A 16,193-nucleotide genomic window follows, 5' to 3' on the forward strand; every position below is an offset into this window, starting at 1 on the left:
CAGTGGTAACGTTGCGTCACATAGGGTCTCAGGGCCGCTGGCTGGGGGTTAGGTGTGATAGATCTCGCACTCTGGCTGAATCCTCTGAACGGTGAAAATCCGTCGGGAGAGGACTTGCGTAACGACCCGGCCTTTCACGAGCTGGAGCGCCTGACCGAGCCCCAGATCAAGGTCGTTCACGACGGCAACAACAAGGCTGTCACGCAATCCTCCCCCGTCGACTGGGCCGCCGTGCTCGACAAGGCGGAAGAACTTCGCTCCCGTGGCCGCGATGTGCGCCTGCTGGTCGTCGTCGCGCGCGCTTTAGCCAACGAGGAAAGGCTGGCCGGCCTTGCGCAAGGCCTGACGCTGATCGCCAGGACGTTCGACCAGTACTGGGACACTATGCATCCGGCATTGCGGGCCAACGCGCCGCCGCGGGACGCCGCCTTGCGCCGGATCAATGCGCTCCTCGATCTCCAGAACGGTCAGGAAGGCCTGTTGGCGGACCTGCGCGAGATGATCTTCTTTTCACCGCGCCAGGTTGGGCCGATCAGCGGACGCGACCTGGAACGGGGCGCCCTCGACGAACGTGTCATGCTGCAGGAAGCGGCTTCGGGGCTGGGCGTTTCCGAAAAAGCCGCGCTGGCGAGCGCCCACAGCCAGCTCCTGAACCGGGTGCGCAGCGGCTGCGTGGCGCAGCTCGACCAGGCCGGCGAGGCGATGACCGCGCTGCTCGCCGATGCCCGCGCGGTGATCGCCGCTCTCGACGAGGTCGACGCCGCCCTAAACAGGCGCATCGACGGCAACGGCCCCGCCATTCCGGAATTGAGACGCTTCCTGCAGCGTTTGCTGACGACGCTGGAGCGGAATTCCGCCGCCGGTGCCGGGGCGAACGGGGCCGCAAAGCCAATCCCGCAGCCGGCGGAACCGGCAGCGCCCGGCCCAAACGGCCATGGTGCCGAAAGGATGGGCGCCGAAGCGAGGGGAGCCGAAACGATGGCAAGTGTCGTAAGCTTTGCGGAACCGGGCGCCGGGCTGCCCGACCGGATCACCTCGCGCGACGACGTCGTCAAATGCCTCGACCTCGTCGTCGCCTTTTATGACCGCACCGAGCCGTCGAGCCCGATCCCGCATCTCGCCCGCCGCGTGCGCCGCATGGTGCACATGGATTTCGTGGAACTGATGGAAGATCTCGCCCCGTCGGGGCTGAAGGAATTCCGGCTGCTTGCCGGTGTCCCCGATCCGAAGAAGCCGGCCCAGAAGGATGAAAGGTAACAAGCATGCCAGCAGAGAGCAAAGCGAAGGTCATCGAAAGAAACCGCGCCCCGCGCGTTCAGATCGCCTACGACGTCGAGACCTATGGCAGCCCGACGACGATCGAATTGCCGTTCGTCATGGCCGTGATGGCCGATCTTTCCGGCGCTTCACAGACCAAGGAAGCGGTGAAGTCGGTGCTCGACCGCAACTTCGTCGAAACCGACGCCAACCGCTTCCCGAAGTTCATGGAGGCCATGGGGCCGCGGGTGAAGGCGCGGGTGAAGAACACGCTCCCGCAAGCCGAAGGCGCGGAGCGGGACGAAGAGCTCGCGATCGATCTCACCTTCTCCAAGATGGGCGATTTCGCGCCGGACAAGATCGCCGAGCAGGTGCCGCAGCTGGCCGAGATCCTCAAGATGCGCCGGCAGCTCGAAGAGCTGCTCGGCTTCATGGATGGCCGCGTCGACGCCGAAAAGCGCATCGCGCAGCTTCTGAACAACGAACCGCTGCTGAGCAAGATCGCCGACCAGGCGATGTCTGAGGGCAAGGGCGAGGAGTAAGTCATGGCTGAACAGCAAAAAACCGCAGCCGCCACCGCCGAGGCGGAAGCGATTGACCTCGGCGAATTCAGCGGTCTCCTGGAAAAGGATTTCAAGGTCAAGAAGGACGACAGCGAGAAGCTGCAGCAGCTGGTGCGCAACCTGGCGCTGGCGGCGCAGTCGCGCTCCGAAACCACCACGATCTCGTCCAATGCGATCAAGTCGATCAAGTCGCTGATTGCCGGCATCGACAAGATGCTGACGACGCAGGTCAACGAGATCCTGCACGCGCCGGAAGTGCGTGAGATGGAAGGCACCTGGCGCGGCCTCTGGTATCTCGTCAACAACACCGAGACGGATACGAAGCTCAAGATCCGGGTGATGAACATCTCCAAGGAACAGCTGGCCGACACGCTGGAAGACTATGAAGGCCAGATGTGGGACCAGAGCCCGGTCTTCAAGAAGGTCTATACGGACGAGTATTCGATGCTGGGCGGCGAGCCGATCGGCTGCATCATCGGCGCCTACGAATTTTCGAACCATCCGCGCGACGTCGGCCTGCTGCGCAACATCTCCGGCGTCTGCGCCTCGGCGCACACGCCCTTCATCGCCGCCGCCTCGCCGCGCCTGTTCCGCATGGACAGCTGGCAGGAACTGCCGAACCCGCAGGACCTGCAGATGATCGTGAACAACCCGGCCTATGCCTCGTGGCAATCGCTGCGCGAGAGCGAGGACGCCCGCTATATCGGCCTCACCATGCCGCGGGTGCTGGCGCGGCTGCCCTACGGCTCGGAGACCGTTCCGGTGAAGGGTTTCACCTTCGAGGAAGAGGTGGGAGGCGACCACAACAAATATGTCTGGATGAACGCCGCCTTCCCGATGGGCGTCAACATCAACCGCAGCCACAAGCTTTATGGCTGGGGCACGCAGATCCGCGGCGTCGAAAACGGCGGCACGGTGCTCAACCTGCCGGTGCACGCTTTTCCGACCGACGACGGCTCGATCGCGATGAAATGCCCGACGGAGGTCGCCATCGACGACCGGCGCGAAGCGGAGCTTGCCAAGCTCGGCCTGATGCCGATCCTGCACCGGAAGAACACCGACCTTGCGGCCTTCATCGGCGCCCATTCGCTGCAGGATGACGAGACGCGAGCCGGGCGTCTGGTCGATCCCGACGCGCAGGCCAACGAGCGGCTCAGCGCCAACCTGCCCTACCTATTCCCGGTCTCGCGCTTCGCCCACTACCTCAAGGCGATCGCGCGCGACAAGATCGGCTCGTTCAAGGAACGCACCGACATGCAGATCTGGTTGACCGAATGGATCAACCGGTACGTGCTGGCCAATCCAGCCTTTGCCGACGACAAGGCGCGCGCCAAGCGCCCGCTCGCCGCGGCCGAGGTCCAGGTCGACAGCGTCGAAGGCCGGCCCGGTTACTACAATGCCCGTTTCTATCTGCGTCCGCACTACCAGCTGGAAGGCATCAATGCCTCGCTCCGGCTGGTGTCCGAACTGCCGTCAGTGAAGGGGTGAAATCGCAAGCATAGTCATCTTGTTTGGTTGAGAGCGGTGGAGAAAGACAATGCCTTCAATGAAGATCGATGGTTTTCTGAAAGTTCCGGACATCAAGGGTCCCAGCGTGCGCGATGGCCACGAAGACGAGATCGAAGTCCATGGCGTCGACTACAAGATGATCGCGCCCTACGATCCCAATTCGCTCTCGCGCCGCGGGCGCGTATCCTTGGGGATGATCAAGTTCACCAAGCATTACGACAAGTCGTCGCCTTACCTGAAGAAGGCGCTGTTCGACAACAAGGCGCTCGACGAGGTGGTGTTTTCGGCGCGCCGCACCATCGATGGCGAGACCAGCGATTATCTGGTGGTGACGCTCAGCGACGCCTCGATCATGGAATACGACATGAAGCAGGCCGATGACGAGGCCGACCTGATCCAGGAAGAAGTGAGCTTCGCCTACAAGAAGATCAAATTCGTCTACGACAAGGACGACGAGATCGAAATGGATGTCTATGTCGGCAAGTGAGGCCAAACGGCCCGGCGCAAGGGCGCAGCTCGCCGGCAGTTCGCGAGCAAAGCGCGAGGCGGTCCAGCCCTCCCTCTGGGACCGCCTCATCAACGACCTGCCCGGGCTGACGTCGGAGATCGAAGGGCTGCGTCGCCTGCTGGAAGAAGAACTCGGCGCCGAGCGCGTCGAGGCTCTTCTTGCCGGCAGCGCACGCGCCATCGATGCCGATGCGGAACTCACCCCCGACCAGAAGCGGCGCCTGCACCGTCTGGTGTTCCAAGCCGAACATCGCGCCGAGATCGAAAGCCGCGGCGTGGTGGTGTCGGCGCGGGTGCTCAGGGAAGCCGTCCGGCGCGACATCGAAGCCTTGTTCAACACCGAGCGCTTCGAGTCCGTTCCGATGCTTTCCGATGCCGAGCACGAACAGCCCCTGGACGAGCTGCCGTCGCTCGCAGACTTTCCGGAGGTGCGCCGCAGCGTCGTGAACTACGGCGTGCCGTCCTTCTCCGGCCGCTCGTCGCGGGACTTCGACCGCGATACCCTGGCGCGCGAGATCCGCGCGGTGCTCGCCACCTTCGAGCCGCGGCTCAAGGAAAGCGCCACGACGGTCAATGTCACCCTCGGCGACAAAAGCGTCGGCCTGAAGATCGAGATCGACGCCGTGCTGATCATGACGCCGACGCCGGAACGCATGCGGCTGCGCACCACGATCAATCTCGACAACGGCTTGGCGCGAACCGAATTCCGGGAGACCTGAGATGGATCGGGTCTTCGTCGAATATTACGAAGAAGAACTGACCCATATCCGGGCGCTTGCCGCGGAATTCGCCGACATGCATCCGGCGGTCGCCCGCAACCTTTCCCTCGACACCGTCCCCTGTCCGGACCCCTATGTCGAACGGCTGCTCGACGGCGTGGCCTTCCTTGCCGCGCGCACGCGGCTGAAGGTCGACGCCGAGCGCTCGCGCTTCTCGCGCGCCGTGCTCGATGTGCTTTATCCGGACCTTGTCACCCCGGCGCCGGCAACGGCGATGGCGGTGCTGAAACCCGGCCAGCAGGTGCAGTCGATGATCGCCGGCCATACCGTCGCGCGCGGCACACGACTGGTCTCCAGCCTGCATCCGGGGCTGTCGACGCGGTCAACCTTCACCACCGCGCAAGAGATCACGCTGTGGCCGATCGCGATCACCTCTGTCAGCTATTTCCAGGATCGCAGCGCGCTGGCTGCCGCCGGCATCGGCCCGGTCGGCGGCGCGCGCGGCGAGGCAGCGCTGCGCGTCGCGCTTGCGCGCACCGGAAAGGGCAAGCTCAGCGAGCTGTCGCTCGACCGCCTCGATCTCTATTTCGCCGGGCGCGCCAAGGCGCCGCTCCTGTTCGACGCGATCTTCGGGGCCTGCTTGGCCGTCGGCGCGCGGGTGGAAGGAAAGACCAATCTGCTATCGGCGCTGCCCGAGCCCGAAATGGTCGGCATCCGCGACGACGAGGCGCTGATGCCGCGCACCCGCCCGACCTTCGAGGGCTACCGGCTGCTGCGCGAGTATTTCATGATCCCCGAACGCTTCCACTATGTGCGGGTCGCCGGCCTCCAGCCGGTAGTGCGCAAAAGCGAGGCGGGAATAGAGATCATCTTCCTGTTCCGGCGCCCGGTGCCCGAGCTCGCCGATGTGACGCCGGCCGATTTCGAGCTCTTCGTGACGCCGCTGATCAATCTCTTCGAACGGGAATGCAACGTCATCGAGATCGACCCGCGCAGGACACGGCAAGTGCTGCATGCCGACCGAACCCGGGCGCGCGACTTCGAGATCTTCCGCGTCACCCGAGTGGAGGATGCCGACGCGGAGGGCATCGAGGCCGAGATTCCCGAGCTTTTCAGCCTGGGGCAGAACCGCGGCAGCGGCTGGGTCTATTCGACCGAGCGGCGCCCTCGCAGGGCCACCGAAGATGAACGGCGCGACGGCCTGACCCGCACCTCCTACACGGGCGACGACGTTTTCCTCTCGGTGTCGCGCCCGGCCGGCAACCCGGCCAACCGGCCGCTCAAGCGCCTCGACATCATGGCGCTTTGCACCAATCGCGACCTGCCGATCCTCGACGACACGCCGACCCTGACGCTGGAGACGGCGGACCCGGTGGAGGCCGTCAGGCTGCTCGGCGCGTTGCGGCCGCCTCAGCCGTCGATCCCGGCGTCGCTGCCGGCGGGCGCCGAAGGCGAATCCCGCGCCGACAATCTCGCTTGGCGGCTGGTGGCGCAGCTTTCGCTCAACTTCCTGAGTCTCGCCAAGGAAGGCCGCGGCGTCGATCCGTTGCATGCGCTGCTCGATCTTTATGCCGACCGCGGCGACCCGAGCCTCGCCCGCAACGTGCATTCGATCACCCGCATCGACTCGCGCCCGGTGATCGAGCGGCTCAAGATCGACGGGCCGATGTGCTTCGGGCGCGGCACTGAAGTGACGCTGCATGTCGACCAGTCGGTGCTGGCGGGGCAAAGCACGCTTTTGCTTTCGGCCCTGCTGGCGCGCCTGTTTGCCCGCCATGCCGGGATAAACGGTTTCGTGCGGACACGCACGCGGCTGCTGCAGAAGCAGGAGGATGTGCCATGGCCGATGACGCCCGGCAATCGCTACCTGATCTAGCGCGGCCCGCCCCGAGCGAAGCCGCCCCGGACGGAATCGGGGCGTTGTCGGAAAGCTTCGACTTCTTCGAGCTGCTGCGCCGGCTGGAGCAGCGGGGCGGGCTGTTCGGCTATTCCGGTCAGGCCAATCGCGAGCCGGCGCGGCTCGGCCAGCATGTGCGCCTGAGCTTCTCGGCCAGGGACGTGATGAAATTCCAGGAGGCGGGCGAAAAGGCTCCGGCGCGGGTGACCGTCGCCAATCTCGGACTGCTCGGGCCCGAAGGGCCGATGCCGCTGCATCTGACGCGCTGGGTGCTTGACCGGCTGTCGCAGCGCTGGTTCACCGGCACGCAAGCGGAGCAAACCAGCGACACAACCTTCGTCGACTTCGTCAACATCCTGCAGCACCGGATGATCGCGCTTTACTACCGCGCCTGGGCCGACGCACATCCGGCGGTGCAGGTCGAGCGCTCGGTCGGCGGACGCGTCCGCGCCATGCTGGAAGCAATGTCCGGGATCGGTCTTCCCGGCACCCAGGATCCCGAACTCGACACGGTGCGGCTGCGCCAGGCCGGATCGCTGGCCAGCCAGGTCGACGGTCCGGAACGGCTGACCTTGTTTCTTGCCACCGCCTTCAAGGTGCCGGTCGAGATCAAGGAATTCGTCGCTTCCTGGATCACCATACCGGCGGCACTGCAGAGCCGCGTCGGCAAGGCCTATGCGGCGCTCGGGCGCGGGGCCACGATCGGTCCGCGCGTCTTCAGCCGCCAGAGCCGGATCGAGTTGCGCGTCGGCCCGCTCGATCTCGACGACTTCAAGTCGTTCTTGCCCGGAGAGCGGCGCCTTAGCCTCTTCAAGAAAGCGGTGCGCGATATGATCGGCGAAGCGCTGGATGTCGATTTGCGCATCGTGCTTGCGCGCGACGCCGTGCCGCCGCCCCGTATCGGAACCGTCCAGCTCGGCCGAACCTCCTGGCTTGCGCGCCTCGCCGAGAAGGGAGACGCCGACGATCTCAAGCTGCGCACTATCGTCGGCTGGCGGCCGGAAATGGCGGAGGCGGCTGCATGAGCCTGCTGCTGACGCTGGAACAAGGCCCGCGCTCCCAGGTGGTCAGGCAGACCCGGCTGGACGAAGGCGAGCTGGTGATCGGGCGCAGCGCCGATGCCGGCTGGCAGATCGAGGATCCGGACATGTTCGTGTCGCGCGCCCATTGCAAGATCAGCGGCGGCCGCGACGGCTACTTCGTCACCGACACGTCGAGCAGCGGGCTGTTCATCGACGATTCCGACAGCCCGCTCGGCACCGGCAGGTCGGCACGGCTGCAAAGCGGCATGCGTTTGAGACTTGGCGACTACGTGCTCTATGTCGAGGTCCAGCCAAGCGCGAGCCAGACATCGGTCGGTCAGGTTGCCAACCATTCTGCCGCCGCCTGGTCGGCGCCTCAGCCGCGATCTTCGCCCAGCATCGGCGGCGACGATTTCTTTTCGGCCAAGGTCGAGGAGGAGCCGCGGCGGCCGCGGCCGGCCGATCTGCCGGACCCGTTCGAGCAGCCTGTGCCCGGCGCGTATGACCGCGCCTCGAACCAGCGCAGTTCGCCCGCCTTCGACGACCCATTCAGCCTCGACCCCGTGGCGACACCGGCCTCGGATGACGACTCGGCAATTGGCCAGTCCGATCCGTTTGGCTTCGGCGACATGCCGTCGCGCAGCGATACGGCGCAGCCGGCGCCGAAACCGACCGGCCTCGACGACTTCGGCTTCGGCCCAGCCGCGACGCCGGCCTCCGCCAACGGCGCCCATCCGGCCGGTCGCGGCGAGCAGCCGGGCGAAAAGCCGCGGGTCGCTCCTGCGTGGGACATGCCGGCGCGCACGGCCGAGCCGCCGCCTCCGCCGCGGCCGGTTCCCGCGCCCAGGCCGTCCCGCGCAGCTCAGCCTGCGCCCGGCGATATGGCGCTGCGCGCCGCCTTCCTGCGCGGCATGGGGGTCGAGGAGGCCGATTTTCTCGGGCGCGACGCGATTGCCGAAATGGAGAAATTCGGGCGCGAGTACCGGCTGATGCTGGACGGCCTGATGCAGCTTCTGCGCAAGCGCGCCGAGGAAAAGGGCAGCGCGCGCGTTGCCCAGACGGTGGTCGGCGCCTCCGAGGTCAACCCGCTCAAATTCCTGCCGACGGTCGAGGATGTCATCGTCACCATAATCTCGGAACGCAGCCCCGGCTTCCTCTCCGGCGAGGCGGCGATCGGCGATGCGGTGAAGGATCTGGCGCAGCACCACGTGCGCGCCTGGCGCGGCGTTCAGGCAGCGCTGCGGCGCATGATCGACCGGTTCGATCCGGCGGCGATCGAGGAAGAGCTGAAATCCAATTCCGCGATCGGCAACCTGCTTGCGGGCGGCCGCAACGCCAAGCTGTGGGAGCTTTACCAGAAACGCCATCGCGACATCGCCCAAAGCGCGGAATCGAGTTTCCTGGGCGAGATCGGGGCAGACTTCAGGGATGCATACGAAGAGGAGTAGGACATGATCGATCGACGCGAATTCATCGTTGCCCTCGGCGCGACGGGGCTGCTTGCGGCTTGCCAGAGCGGCCCGCCGAAACCATCGGTTATCTCGGTCAACGTGACCGGTGGCGCCGGCATGAATCCGGGACCCGGCGGCGGCGATCGGCCGGTGACTGTCCTGGTGATGCGGCTTGCCAGCACCGGCAAGTTCAATTCGGCCGATTATTTCGCGCTGCAGGGCGATGCCGGGTCCGCACTTGGGGCCGACCTCATCGGATCCGACTCGATCTCGGTCGCGCCGGGCAAGACGGCGGCCAAGACCATCACGGTCGAACCGAACGCGACGGCGCTTGGCTTCGTCGCGCTCATCCGCGAACCCGGCGGCAGGAACTGGCGCACGACCAAGTCGGTGTCGGCGGGATCGAAATTCACCATCAACGTCACGCTAGGCGGCGGCGGTATTTCCGCCTGACGGCGAGGCAGCAGTTGGCAGTGCAGAGAGCAGCGGCATGAGCGACGCAAACAGGGTGCTATGGTCCGAGGGGCTCTTCCTGAGAACCCAGCATTTCCAGCAGCAGGATCGGTTCTTCGAGGCGATGGTGCGCGGCGCGCTGCAGGCCGGCCAGCTCCATACGTTCGGCTTCCAGCAGCTGACGCTCGATCAATCGCTGCTCGATGCAGGCCAGGTTTCCATCGTGTCTGCCCGGGGTATTTTCCCCGACGGCACGCCCTTCTCCATCCCGGAAATGATGGATGCGCCGAAACCGCTGCCGGTCACGGCCGACACCGGCGCCGGGCCGGTGCTGGTCGCGCTGCCGCTCGAGCCGCCCGGCGGCGTCGGTTTCGACCCGGCGCATGCCGCGTCGACCGGAGCGCGCTATCACGGCAGGATCGTGTCGGTGCGCGATTCGGTGCAGGGCGGCGCCGACCCGGAAGAAATCGAGATCGCCCGGCCGCAGGCGGTGCTGCTTGCGCCGGGCAAATCGGTCGGCGGCTACACCGCGCTGCCGGTCGCCGACATCAAGGGCGTGCGGGCCGACGGTGGCGTCTCGCTCGACGAGAGCTTCCTGCCGCCGACGCTGATCACCGGCGCCGTCGCCTGGTATCGGCAATTGCTGCAGGAGGTCGTCACCGGTCTCGACCAGATCGCCGAAGCGCACGGCAAGATGGTGATGGGCGGGCCCGGCCGCAGCGTCGAGGACCTGCTGATGCTCCACCTTGCCAATGCGGCCAAGCCGCGGCTCGCCCACATGCTGGCGCAGGATGTCTTCCATCCGGCCGAGCTCTACCTCGAGCTCGCCGGCCTCGCCGGCGAAATGGCGACCTATGGCTCCAGCTCGCGCCGGCTCGGCGAGCTGCCGGCCTATGACCACATGGCGCCCGGCCCGGCCTACATGGCGCTGGCGGACGCCTTGCGGTCGCTGATCCTCAGCCTGCGCTATATCGAGCCGAAATCGCGCGCGCTGCCGGTCATGCGGCATGCGACCAACGTCTGGAAGGTGCGCATCGACAATCCGAAGCTTTTGGTGGCCAGCCGCATCGTCATCCGCGTCGGCTCCGAACTGTCGGAAGACGCGCTACGCAAGATCTTCGTCAACCAGGCGACCGTCGGCTCGGCGGACCAGTTCGAGGGGCTGTGGAAGTCGCGCCTGCCAGGCATTCCGCTGAAGCCGCTGCATTCGCAGCCGCGCGAAATCCCCTATGACGGCGACCGGCTGTGCCTGGAACTGGACCAGAAGAGCGAGCATTGGGCTTCGCTGCTCGACGCGCCCGGTTTCGTCATTGGCGTTTCCGGTGTGCTGCCGAGCGAGCCGCAGGTCGACTGCTATTCGGTGAACAGGTGAGGCCATGAGCCGGGATGATCCTTTCGGACTGTCGGAGGATCGCGAACGCACGCGCATCAGGCTGACGGGCGCTTCGCCCCGGCCGATGGCGCCGCTGGCGCCGGGCGCGCCGGTCAAGCGCGCGCGCGCCCATCCCAATGTGCTGATCAATACCTTCGCGCCGCTGCTCGAATTCGCGCCGGAGCTGGAAAGCGCGCTGGCGCCCGAGAACCCGGAAGTGCTGCGCACGCGCCTGCTCGACGAGCTCGTGCGCGCACGCGATGCCGCGATGGCCGCGGGCTCGTCGCTGGAGCGGGCCGATCAGGCCGCCTGGGCGGTGGCGGCCTTGCTCGACGACCTCGCGCTCAACACGCCCTGGGGCGGCGCCAGCGCCTGGCCGCGCCAGCCGCTGGTGGTGATGCTGCGCGGCGACGTCGATGCCGGCACGCAGTTTTTCTCGCGGCTCGACGAACTGGAGCGGCATCCGAACCGCGACCGCGAAATGCTGGAGCTGCAGTATTATTGCCTGGCGCTCGGCTTCCGCGGCAAATATCGCGTGCCTGGCCGCGCCGGCGACCGCTCGCTCAACGCCGTTCGCGTGGCGGCGGCGCGCTTCCTGCGCAATGCCGACGCCGAAGACGCGCCGCTGTCGCCGAACTGGAAGGGCGTGATCGCCTCGGACGAGCCGCAGCGCTTCATCGTGCCGATCTGGGTGATGGCGCTGGCGGCCGTGGTCATCGCCGCCGCCGCTTATGTTGGCCTTTCGATGGGGCTGCGCAGTCAGGCGGTCGAGCTCTCCGCCCTGGTCCGCGCTTTGCCGCCGCCCTCGCGGGGCGACGTCACCCGCGCCGCGCCCAAGGTCGACGCGCCCGAACCCGAGGCGCCGCAGCCGGAACCGGTCGATTTTGCGCTGCTGCCTGAATTCAAGGCCGAGGCGCCGGATGGTCTCAAGGAGGCGCTGAGCGGCACCGAGAGCGTGTCGCTGGCCAAGCTCGTCATCCAGTCTTCCAACCCCGAGCTGTTCCAGTCGTCGCGGCCGACGCTTACACAGGGCTATGAGCCGCTGGTGGAGTCGATCGCCAAGGTGATCCTCGCCAATCAGGAGCTGATCGGGAACGTCACGGTGGTCGGCCACACCGACAATGTGCGCCTGCAGAAATCCAACCCGCTTTCGTCCAACCAGCGGCTGTCGGAGGCGCGCGCCGAGACCATAGCCAACCTTCTGGTGCAGGCCGGCGTGCCGCAGGAGCGCATCCATGCCGAAGGCCGCGCCGAGACGGACCCGGTGGCCGACAACTCGACGCGCGAGGGCCGCGCGCTCAACCGCCGTGTCGAGGTCCTGGTCGAGAAGAGGCTCTGATGTTCATCCTGCGCTTCCTCTGGGCGGTTCTCACCTCGCGCTTTCTTTGGACGCTGATCGGCATTGCGCTGCTTTCGCTGCTGATCTGGGTATTCGGCCCGATCGTCCAAGTCGGCCCGTATGCGCCGTTCGATTCCGACAATGTGCGCATTGCCATCATCGCCGGGCTGATCATCCTGTGGCTGATCTGGCTGATCATCGCGCAGCGCCGCGCGATCCGCGCCAACCGCATGTTCGTCGCCGAGATCGCCGCGCCCGTGGCGGAAAAGCAGCTCACTCCCGGCGAGGAGAGCGTAGCCGCGGTCGGCGCCAAGTTCGGCGAGGTGATGGCTGAGCTCAAGCGGCGCAAGCTCGGCGGCCGCAAATTCCTGCGCGAGATGCCTTGGTATGTCATTGTCGGGCCGCCGGCCACCGGCAAGACCACCGCGCTGCGACAGTCCGGCCTCAACTTCCCGATCGATCTCACCGACGACCTGCAGGGCGTCGGCGGCACGCGCAATTGCGACTGGTTCTTCTCGGAGAACGCGGTGCTGATCGATACCGCCGGCCGTTACGTCCAGCAGGAAAGCCAGCCCGACGTCGACGCGACGGAATGGCTGGGCTTCCTCGATCTTCTCAAGAAGCATCGTGGCCGCCGTGCGCTCAACGGCGTCATCGTCGCGCTGTCGATCGATGTGCTTTCGGAAGGCGACGAAGCCATCAAGGCGCATGGCCGCAAGATCCGCCGCCGGCTGGCGGAGCTGAACGACCGCCTCGAAATCCGCCTTCCCGTCTACCTGATGCTCACCAAGGCCGACCTGATCAAGGGGTTCGAGGCCTTCTTCGGCGGTCTCTCGACCGCCGCCCGCGAGCAGGTATGGGGAACGACCTTTCCGCTCGACGCCCGCATCGACGCCAAGACTATCGAAAGAGAGCTCGCCGTGCTTGCCACGGAGCTGGAGCGGCGGCTGGTGCCGCGCCTGGAAGACGAGGACAAGCTCGGCTCGCGCGCGGAAATCTTCCGTTTCCCGGCCCAGCTCGCCAGCCTCTCCGAGCCGATCCAGGTGCTGATCGAGGCGATGTTCGGCGAAAGCCGCTACGAGGAAGCCGCCTGGCTGCGCGGCCTCTATCTGACCTCGGCGACACAGGAAGGCGCGCCGATCGACCGGCTGACGGCGGCGCTGTCCTCCTCCTTCGGGCTGCCGCCGCGCCGCGCGATGCTGGCGCCGCGCGTCGAGAAGCGCAGCTTCTTCCTGCGGAATCTCCTGACCGAAGTCATCTTCAAGGAAGCGGGTCTCGGCACCTTCGATCCGCTGGCGCAGCGCCGCCGCGCCTGGATCTGGCGCGGCGCGGCCGCGGCTTGCGCGCTTGCGGCCCTGCTGGCGGGCGGCCTGTTCACCTGGTCCTATCTCGACAACCGCAACGCGATCACCGAGCAGGCCGGCCAGTTCGAGGCGCTGCAGACGCCGCTGACCGACGTCTCCGCCACGCCGGCTTCGGTGGAGCAGCCGACGATGGACGGGGTGCTGGCCGCGATGGATGCGGTGGCGACGGCGCGCACCGCACCGCCGGACGCTGTCCACAATGTGCTCGGCCCGACCGCTTCGGCCGAGCTCGTGCGCGCCCAGACCGACACTTACGACCACGCGCTGCGCAACGTGCTCGAGCCGCATATGGTGGCGCTGCTCGAAGCCACGATGTGGCGGCAGATCCGCGATCCGGATTTCATGCTCGGCGCGCTGAAGACCTATCGCATGATGACTGGCCTGTCGCAGATGGACACCGACTTCGTGCAGAACTGGTGGGTGAACAGCCTGCCGGAGTTCGCGCCCGCCCCGCCCTTCCCGACCGCCGACGCCGAAGAGCATCAGCTTGCCGCGATCCGCCGCATGGCGGTCGACGACAGCTACATCGCCCCGGACAAGGAGCTGGTGGCCGAGGCGCTGAAGACGGTGTGCACGATCTCGCTGCCGGAGCGCGCCTACAAACAGCTTCTGGCCGACCCGGAAGTGGCCGCGGTCAAGGAATGGGTGCCCGCCAATTTCGCCGGTCCGAACGGCGCCAAAGTGTTCGCGCGCCGCTCCGACAAGACGCTGCGCGTCGGCGTTCCCGGCGCCTACACCTATGCCGGCTTCCACGACGCCGTTCTCGATCGCGTCGAGGATGTGGCGGCGCAGGCAGCGCTCGATCGCGCGGTGTTTGCCGGCGGCTGCTCGGAGAATTCCGAGACCTCGGTGTCGGCGCTGTCCGAGGACATTCTGAAGCTCTACTACGACGACTACATTTCGCAGTGGGACAGCTTCCTGCGCGACATGCGGCTGGCGCCGCTGAGAGACCTCAACGTCGCCAGCGAAAACCTCAAGGACCTTTCGAGCGCCGATTCCGCGCTGAAACGGCTGCTCACCGCAGTCGTGCAGGAACTCGATCTCACCCGTTCCGACGAAGCGCCGGCTGATGACAAGAACGGCGGCGCCGCCAAGAGCGGCTCGAAGCTGCTCTCCAAGCTCGGCAAACTCGGCAAGGTGGTGAAGACGGGAGCGAAATTGCTGCCGCGCGCGGGCTCGGCCGAGCAGGTCGATATGACCGGCAGCCTGGTGGCCGAACATTTCAAGCGGCTGAAGGGCGCGATTGCCGAGGTCGACGGCCAGCCGCCGGCGCTCGATGCCGCCGTGGTGGCGCTGACGGCGCTGTCCAATGTGCTGCAGACGGTGACCGCTAATCCCGACCCGCAGGACGCCATCAAGAAGCAGGGCGGCCTCGCCGAGCTGACCGGCGCGGTCGCCAGGCAGGCGCAGATCCTGCCTGACCCGATCGACGACTGGCTGGGCGGCATTGCCGGCGACACCAGCGGGCTGACGCAGAAGGCGGTCACCAACGAGCTCAACGCCATCTGGCGCGCCGATATCCTGCCCTTCTGCCAGGCCGCGCTCAACAACCGTTATCCGTTCAGCCCGGAAAGCGCGGTGGACGTCAACGTGCGTGATTTCCAGCGCCTGTTCGGCCCGGCGGGCCTGATCGACGCCTTCATCAACGACCATCTGATTAACTATGTCGACACCGCCAGCCAGCCATGGAAGTGGCGCGCCGATTTCGGCCTCGACGCTTCGGCGCTGGCAGCGTTCGAGCAGGCGCGGCACATCCGCGACGACCTGTTCCCCGGCGGCACCGGCCCGGTGATGAACTTCACGCTGGAGCCGAAGGACCTGTCGCCCAACGTGGCGCGCGTGACGCTCAACCTCGATGGCCAGAACCTCGTCTACTACAACAACGCGACCCGGCCGCAGCCGATGACGTGGCCCGGCAAGGACGGCACCGGCGTGATCTCGCTCGCCTTCCAGCCGGTCGACGGCTCGCCCGAGGTGATGCTCAACGAGACCGGCAGCTGGGCGTGGCTGAGGATGCTGCGCGGCGGCAAGTTCGCCGGAACCAAGCTTTCCGATGTCTACAGCCTGCGGCTCGGCACGAAAGGCATGTATGCCGATTTCGAGCTCAAGGCGGCGAGCGTCGAGAACCCCTACACCCTCGAAATGTTCAAGAAGTTCACATGTCCGCCACAGATCTGAACGTGCCCGGCTTCTACGGCAAGATGCCCGCCACCGGCGATTTCGTGACGCGGCGGCTGGCGGGAGATTTCGTGCGAGTCTGGGACCGCTGGCTGGCGCAGCAGATCGTCCCGCTGTTTGGCCACGATGCGTGGCAGACGGACACTGCCTTGCGCTTCCTCGCCGGCCCCGCCTCGTTCGGCGCCTCGGCCGGCGTCATCGTGCAGAGCGCCGACAAGGTCGGCCGACAGTTCCCGCTCAGCGTCGTCGCACAGCTTGCCGAGGCGCCTCTCCGGCTGGCCTATTCGGATGCCTGGTTCGACCGCATCGAGGAAGCGGCCTTCGCCGCGCAACGGGGCGAGCTGACGCCCGACGAACTGGATGCCGCGCTGGGCGCACTCCCCGCCCCGGCAGTCGATGAGCATGGCGATGTCATCGACGACCTCGTCATGTGGACCGCGCGCACCGACATTTTCGATGTCGACCCGCAGGCGCCGCAAAAGACGGTGGAGCAGATCTTCGCGGCGAGTTGGGAGACCACGCCTATCCTGCCCTCAGCCCCTCTCGGATGAGGAGGGGAATC

At 66.5% G+C, this 16,193-nt stretch carries 13 protein-coding genes; all 13 read left to right on the forward strand.

Annotated elements, in window-relative coordinates:
* Positions 1-54 precede the first annotated feature (54 nt).
* Genes tssA through tagF form a run of 13 tightly spaced genes read left to right on the forward strand, consistent with a single transcriptional unit; the run spans position 55 to position 16,182 of the window.
* Positions 55-1,257 carry a type VI secretion system protein TssA gene (tssA, locus tag CK220_RS15455; RefSeq protein WP_095812353.1) on the forward strand — a complete coding sequence of 401 codons (1,203 nt, stop codon included), beginning with the start codon at positions 55-57 and terminating at the stop codon, positions 1,255-1,257.
* 5 nt (positions 1,258-1,262) lie between these two features.
* Positions 1,263-1,799 (forward strand): type VI secretion system contractile sheath small subunit, encoded by a 537-nt coding sequence (gene tssB / locus CK220_RS15460; protein WP_095812354.1) that lies wholly within the window; start codon positions 1,263-1,265, stop codon positions 1,797-1,799.
* A gap of 3 nt (positions 1,800-1,802) precedes the next feature.
* Positions 1,803-3,308, forward strand: coding sequence for a type VI secretion system contractile sheath large subunit (tssC, locus tag CK220_RS15465; protein WP_095812355.1), 1,506 nt, complete (start codon positions 1,803-1,805; stop codon positions 3,306-3,308).
* A 58-nt stretch (positions 3,309-3,366) separates the two neighbouring features.
* On the forward strand, positions 3,367-3,816 hold the full coding sequence (locus CK220_RS15470) for an Hcp family type VI secretion system effector (protein ID WP_176479105.1): 450 nt from the start codon (positions 3,367-3,369) through the stop codon (positions 3,814-3,816).
* Positions 3,803-4,555, forward strand: a complete 753-nt coding sequence (gene tssE / locus CK220_RS15475; protein ID WP_095812357.1) for a type VI secretion system baseplate subunit TssE — start codon at positions 3,803-3,805, stop codon at positions 4,553-4,555. Before CK220_RS15470 ends, tssE begins: the two co-directional genes overlap by 14 nt.
* Position 4,556: 1 nt before the next feature.
* Complete coding sequence (gene tssF / locus CK220_RS15480; RefSeq protein WP_095812358.1) at positions 4,557-6,431, forward strand: type VI secretion system baseplate subunit TssF; 1,875 nt, start codon at positions 4,557-4,559, stop codon at positions 6,429-6,431.
* Positions 6,395-7,477: a type VI secretion system baseplate subunit TssG gene (gene tssG / locus CK220_RS15485; RefSeq protein WP_095812359.1), complete on the forward strand. Its 1,083-nt coding sequence runs from the start codon at positions 6,395-6,397 to the stop codon at positions 7,475-7,477. The genes tssF and tssG overlap by 37 nt, the downstream gene beginning before the upstream one ends.
* Entirely contained in the window at positions 7,474-8,922 is a 1,449-nt protein-coding gene (tagH, locus tag CK220_RS15490) for a type VI secretion system-associated FHA domain protein TagH (protein ID WP_095812360.1), read from the forward strand. The genes tssG and tagH overlap by 4 nt, the downstream gene beginning before the upstream one ends.
* A gap of 3 nt (positions 8,923-8,925) precedes the next feature.
* On the forward strand, positions 8,926-9,378 hold the full coding sequence (gene tssJ / locus CK220_RS15495) for a type VI secretion system lipoprotein TssJ (RefSeq protein WP_066989071.1): 453 nt from the start codon (positions 8,926-8,928) through the stop codon (positions 9,376-9,378).
* Between the two features lie 37 nt (positions 9,379-9,415).
* Positions 9,416-10,750 carry a type VI secretion system baseplate subunit TssK gene (gene tssK / locus CK220_RS15500; protein WP_067327608.1) on the forward strand — a complete coding sequence of 445 codons (1,335 nt, stop codon included), beginning with the start codon at positions 9,416-9,418 and terminating at the stop codon, positions 10,748-10,750.
* A 4-nt stretch (positions 10,751-10,754) separates the two neighbouring features.
* On the forward strand, positions 10,755-12,089 hold the full coding sequence (gene tssL / locus CK220_RS15505; RefSeq protein ID WP_095812361.1) for a type VI secretion system protein TssL, long form: 1,335 nt from the start codon (positions 10,755-10,757) through the stop codon (positions 12,087-12,089).
* Positions 12,089-15,631, forward strand: coding sequence for a type VI secretion system membrane subunit TssM (gene tssM, locus CK220_RS15510; protein ID WP_095812362.1), 3,543 nt, complete (start codon positions 12,089-12,091; stop codon positions 15,629-15,631). Before tssL ends, tssM begins: the two co-directional genes overlap by 1 nt.
* Positions 15,613-16,182, forward strand: coding sequence for a type VI secretion system-associated protein TagF (gene tagF / locus CK220_RS15515; RefSeq protein ID WP_095812363.1), 570 nt, complete (start codon positions 15,613-15,615; stop codon positions 16,180-16,182). Before tssM ends, tagF begins: the two co-directional genes overlap by 19 nt.
* The last annotated feature ends 11 nt before the right edge of the window (positions 16,183-16,193 follow it).

The sequence above is a fragment of the Mesorhizobium sp. WSM3860 genome (assembly GCF_002294995.1).
In the GTDB taxonomy this organism is placed as follows: Bacteria; Pseudomonadota; Alphaproteobacteria; order Rhizobiales; family Rhizobiaceae; genus Mesorhizobium.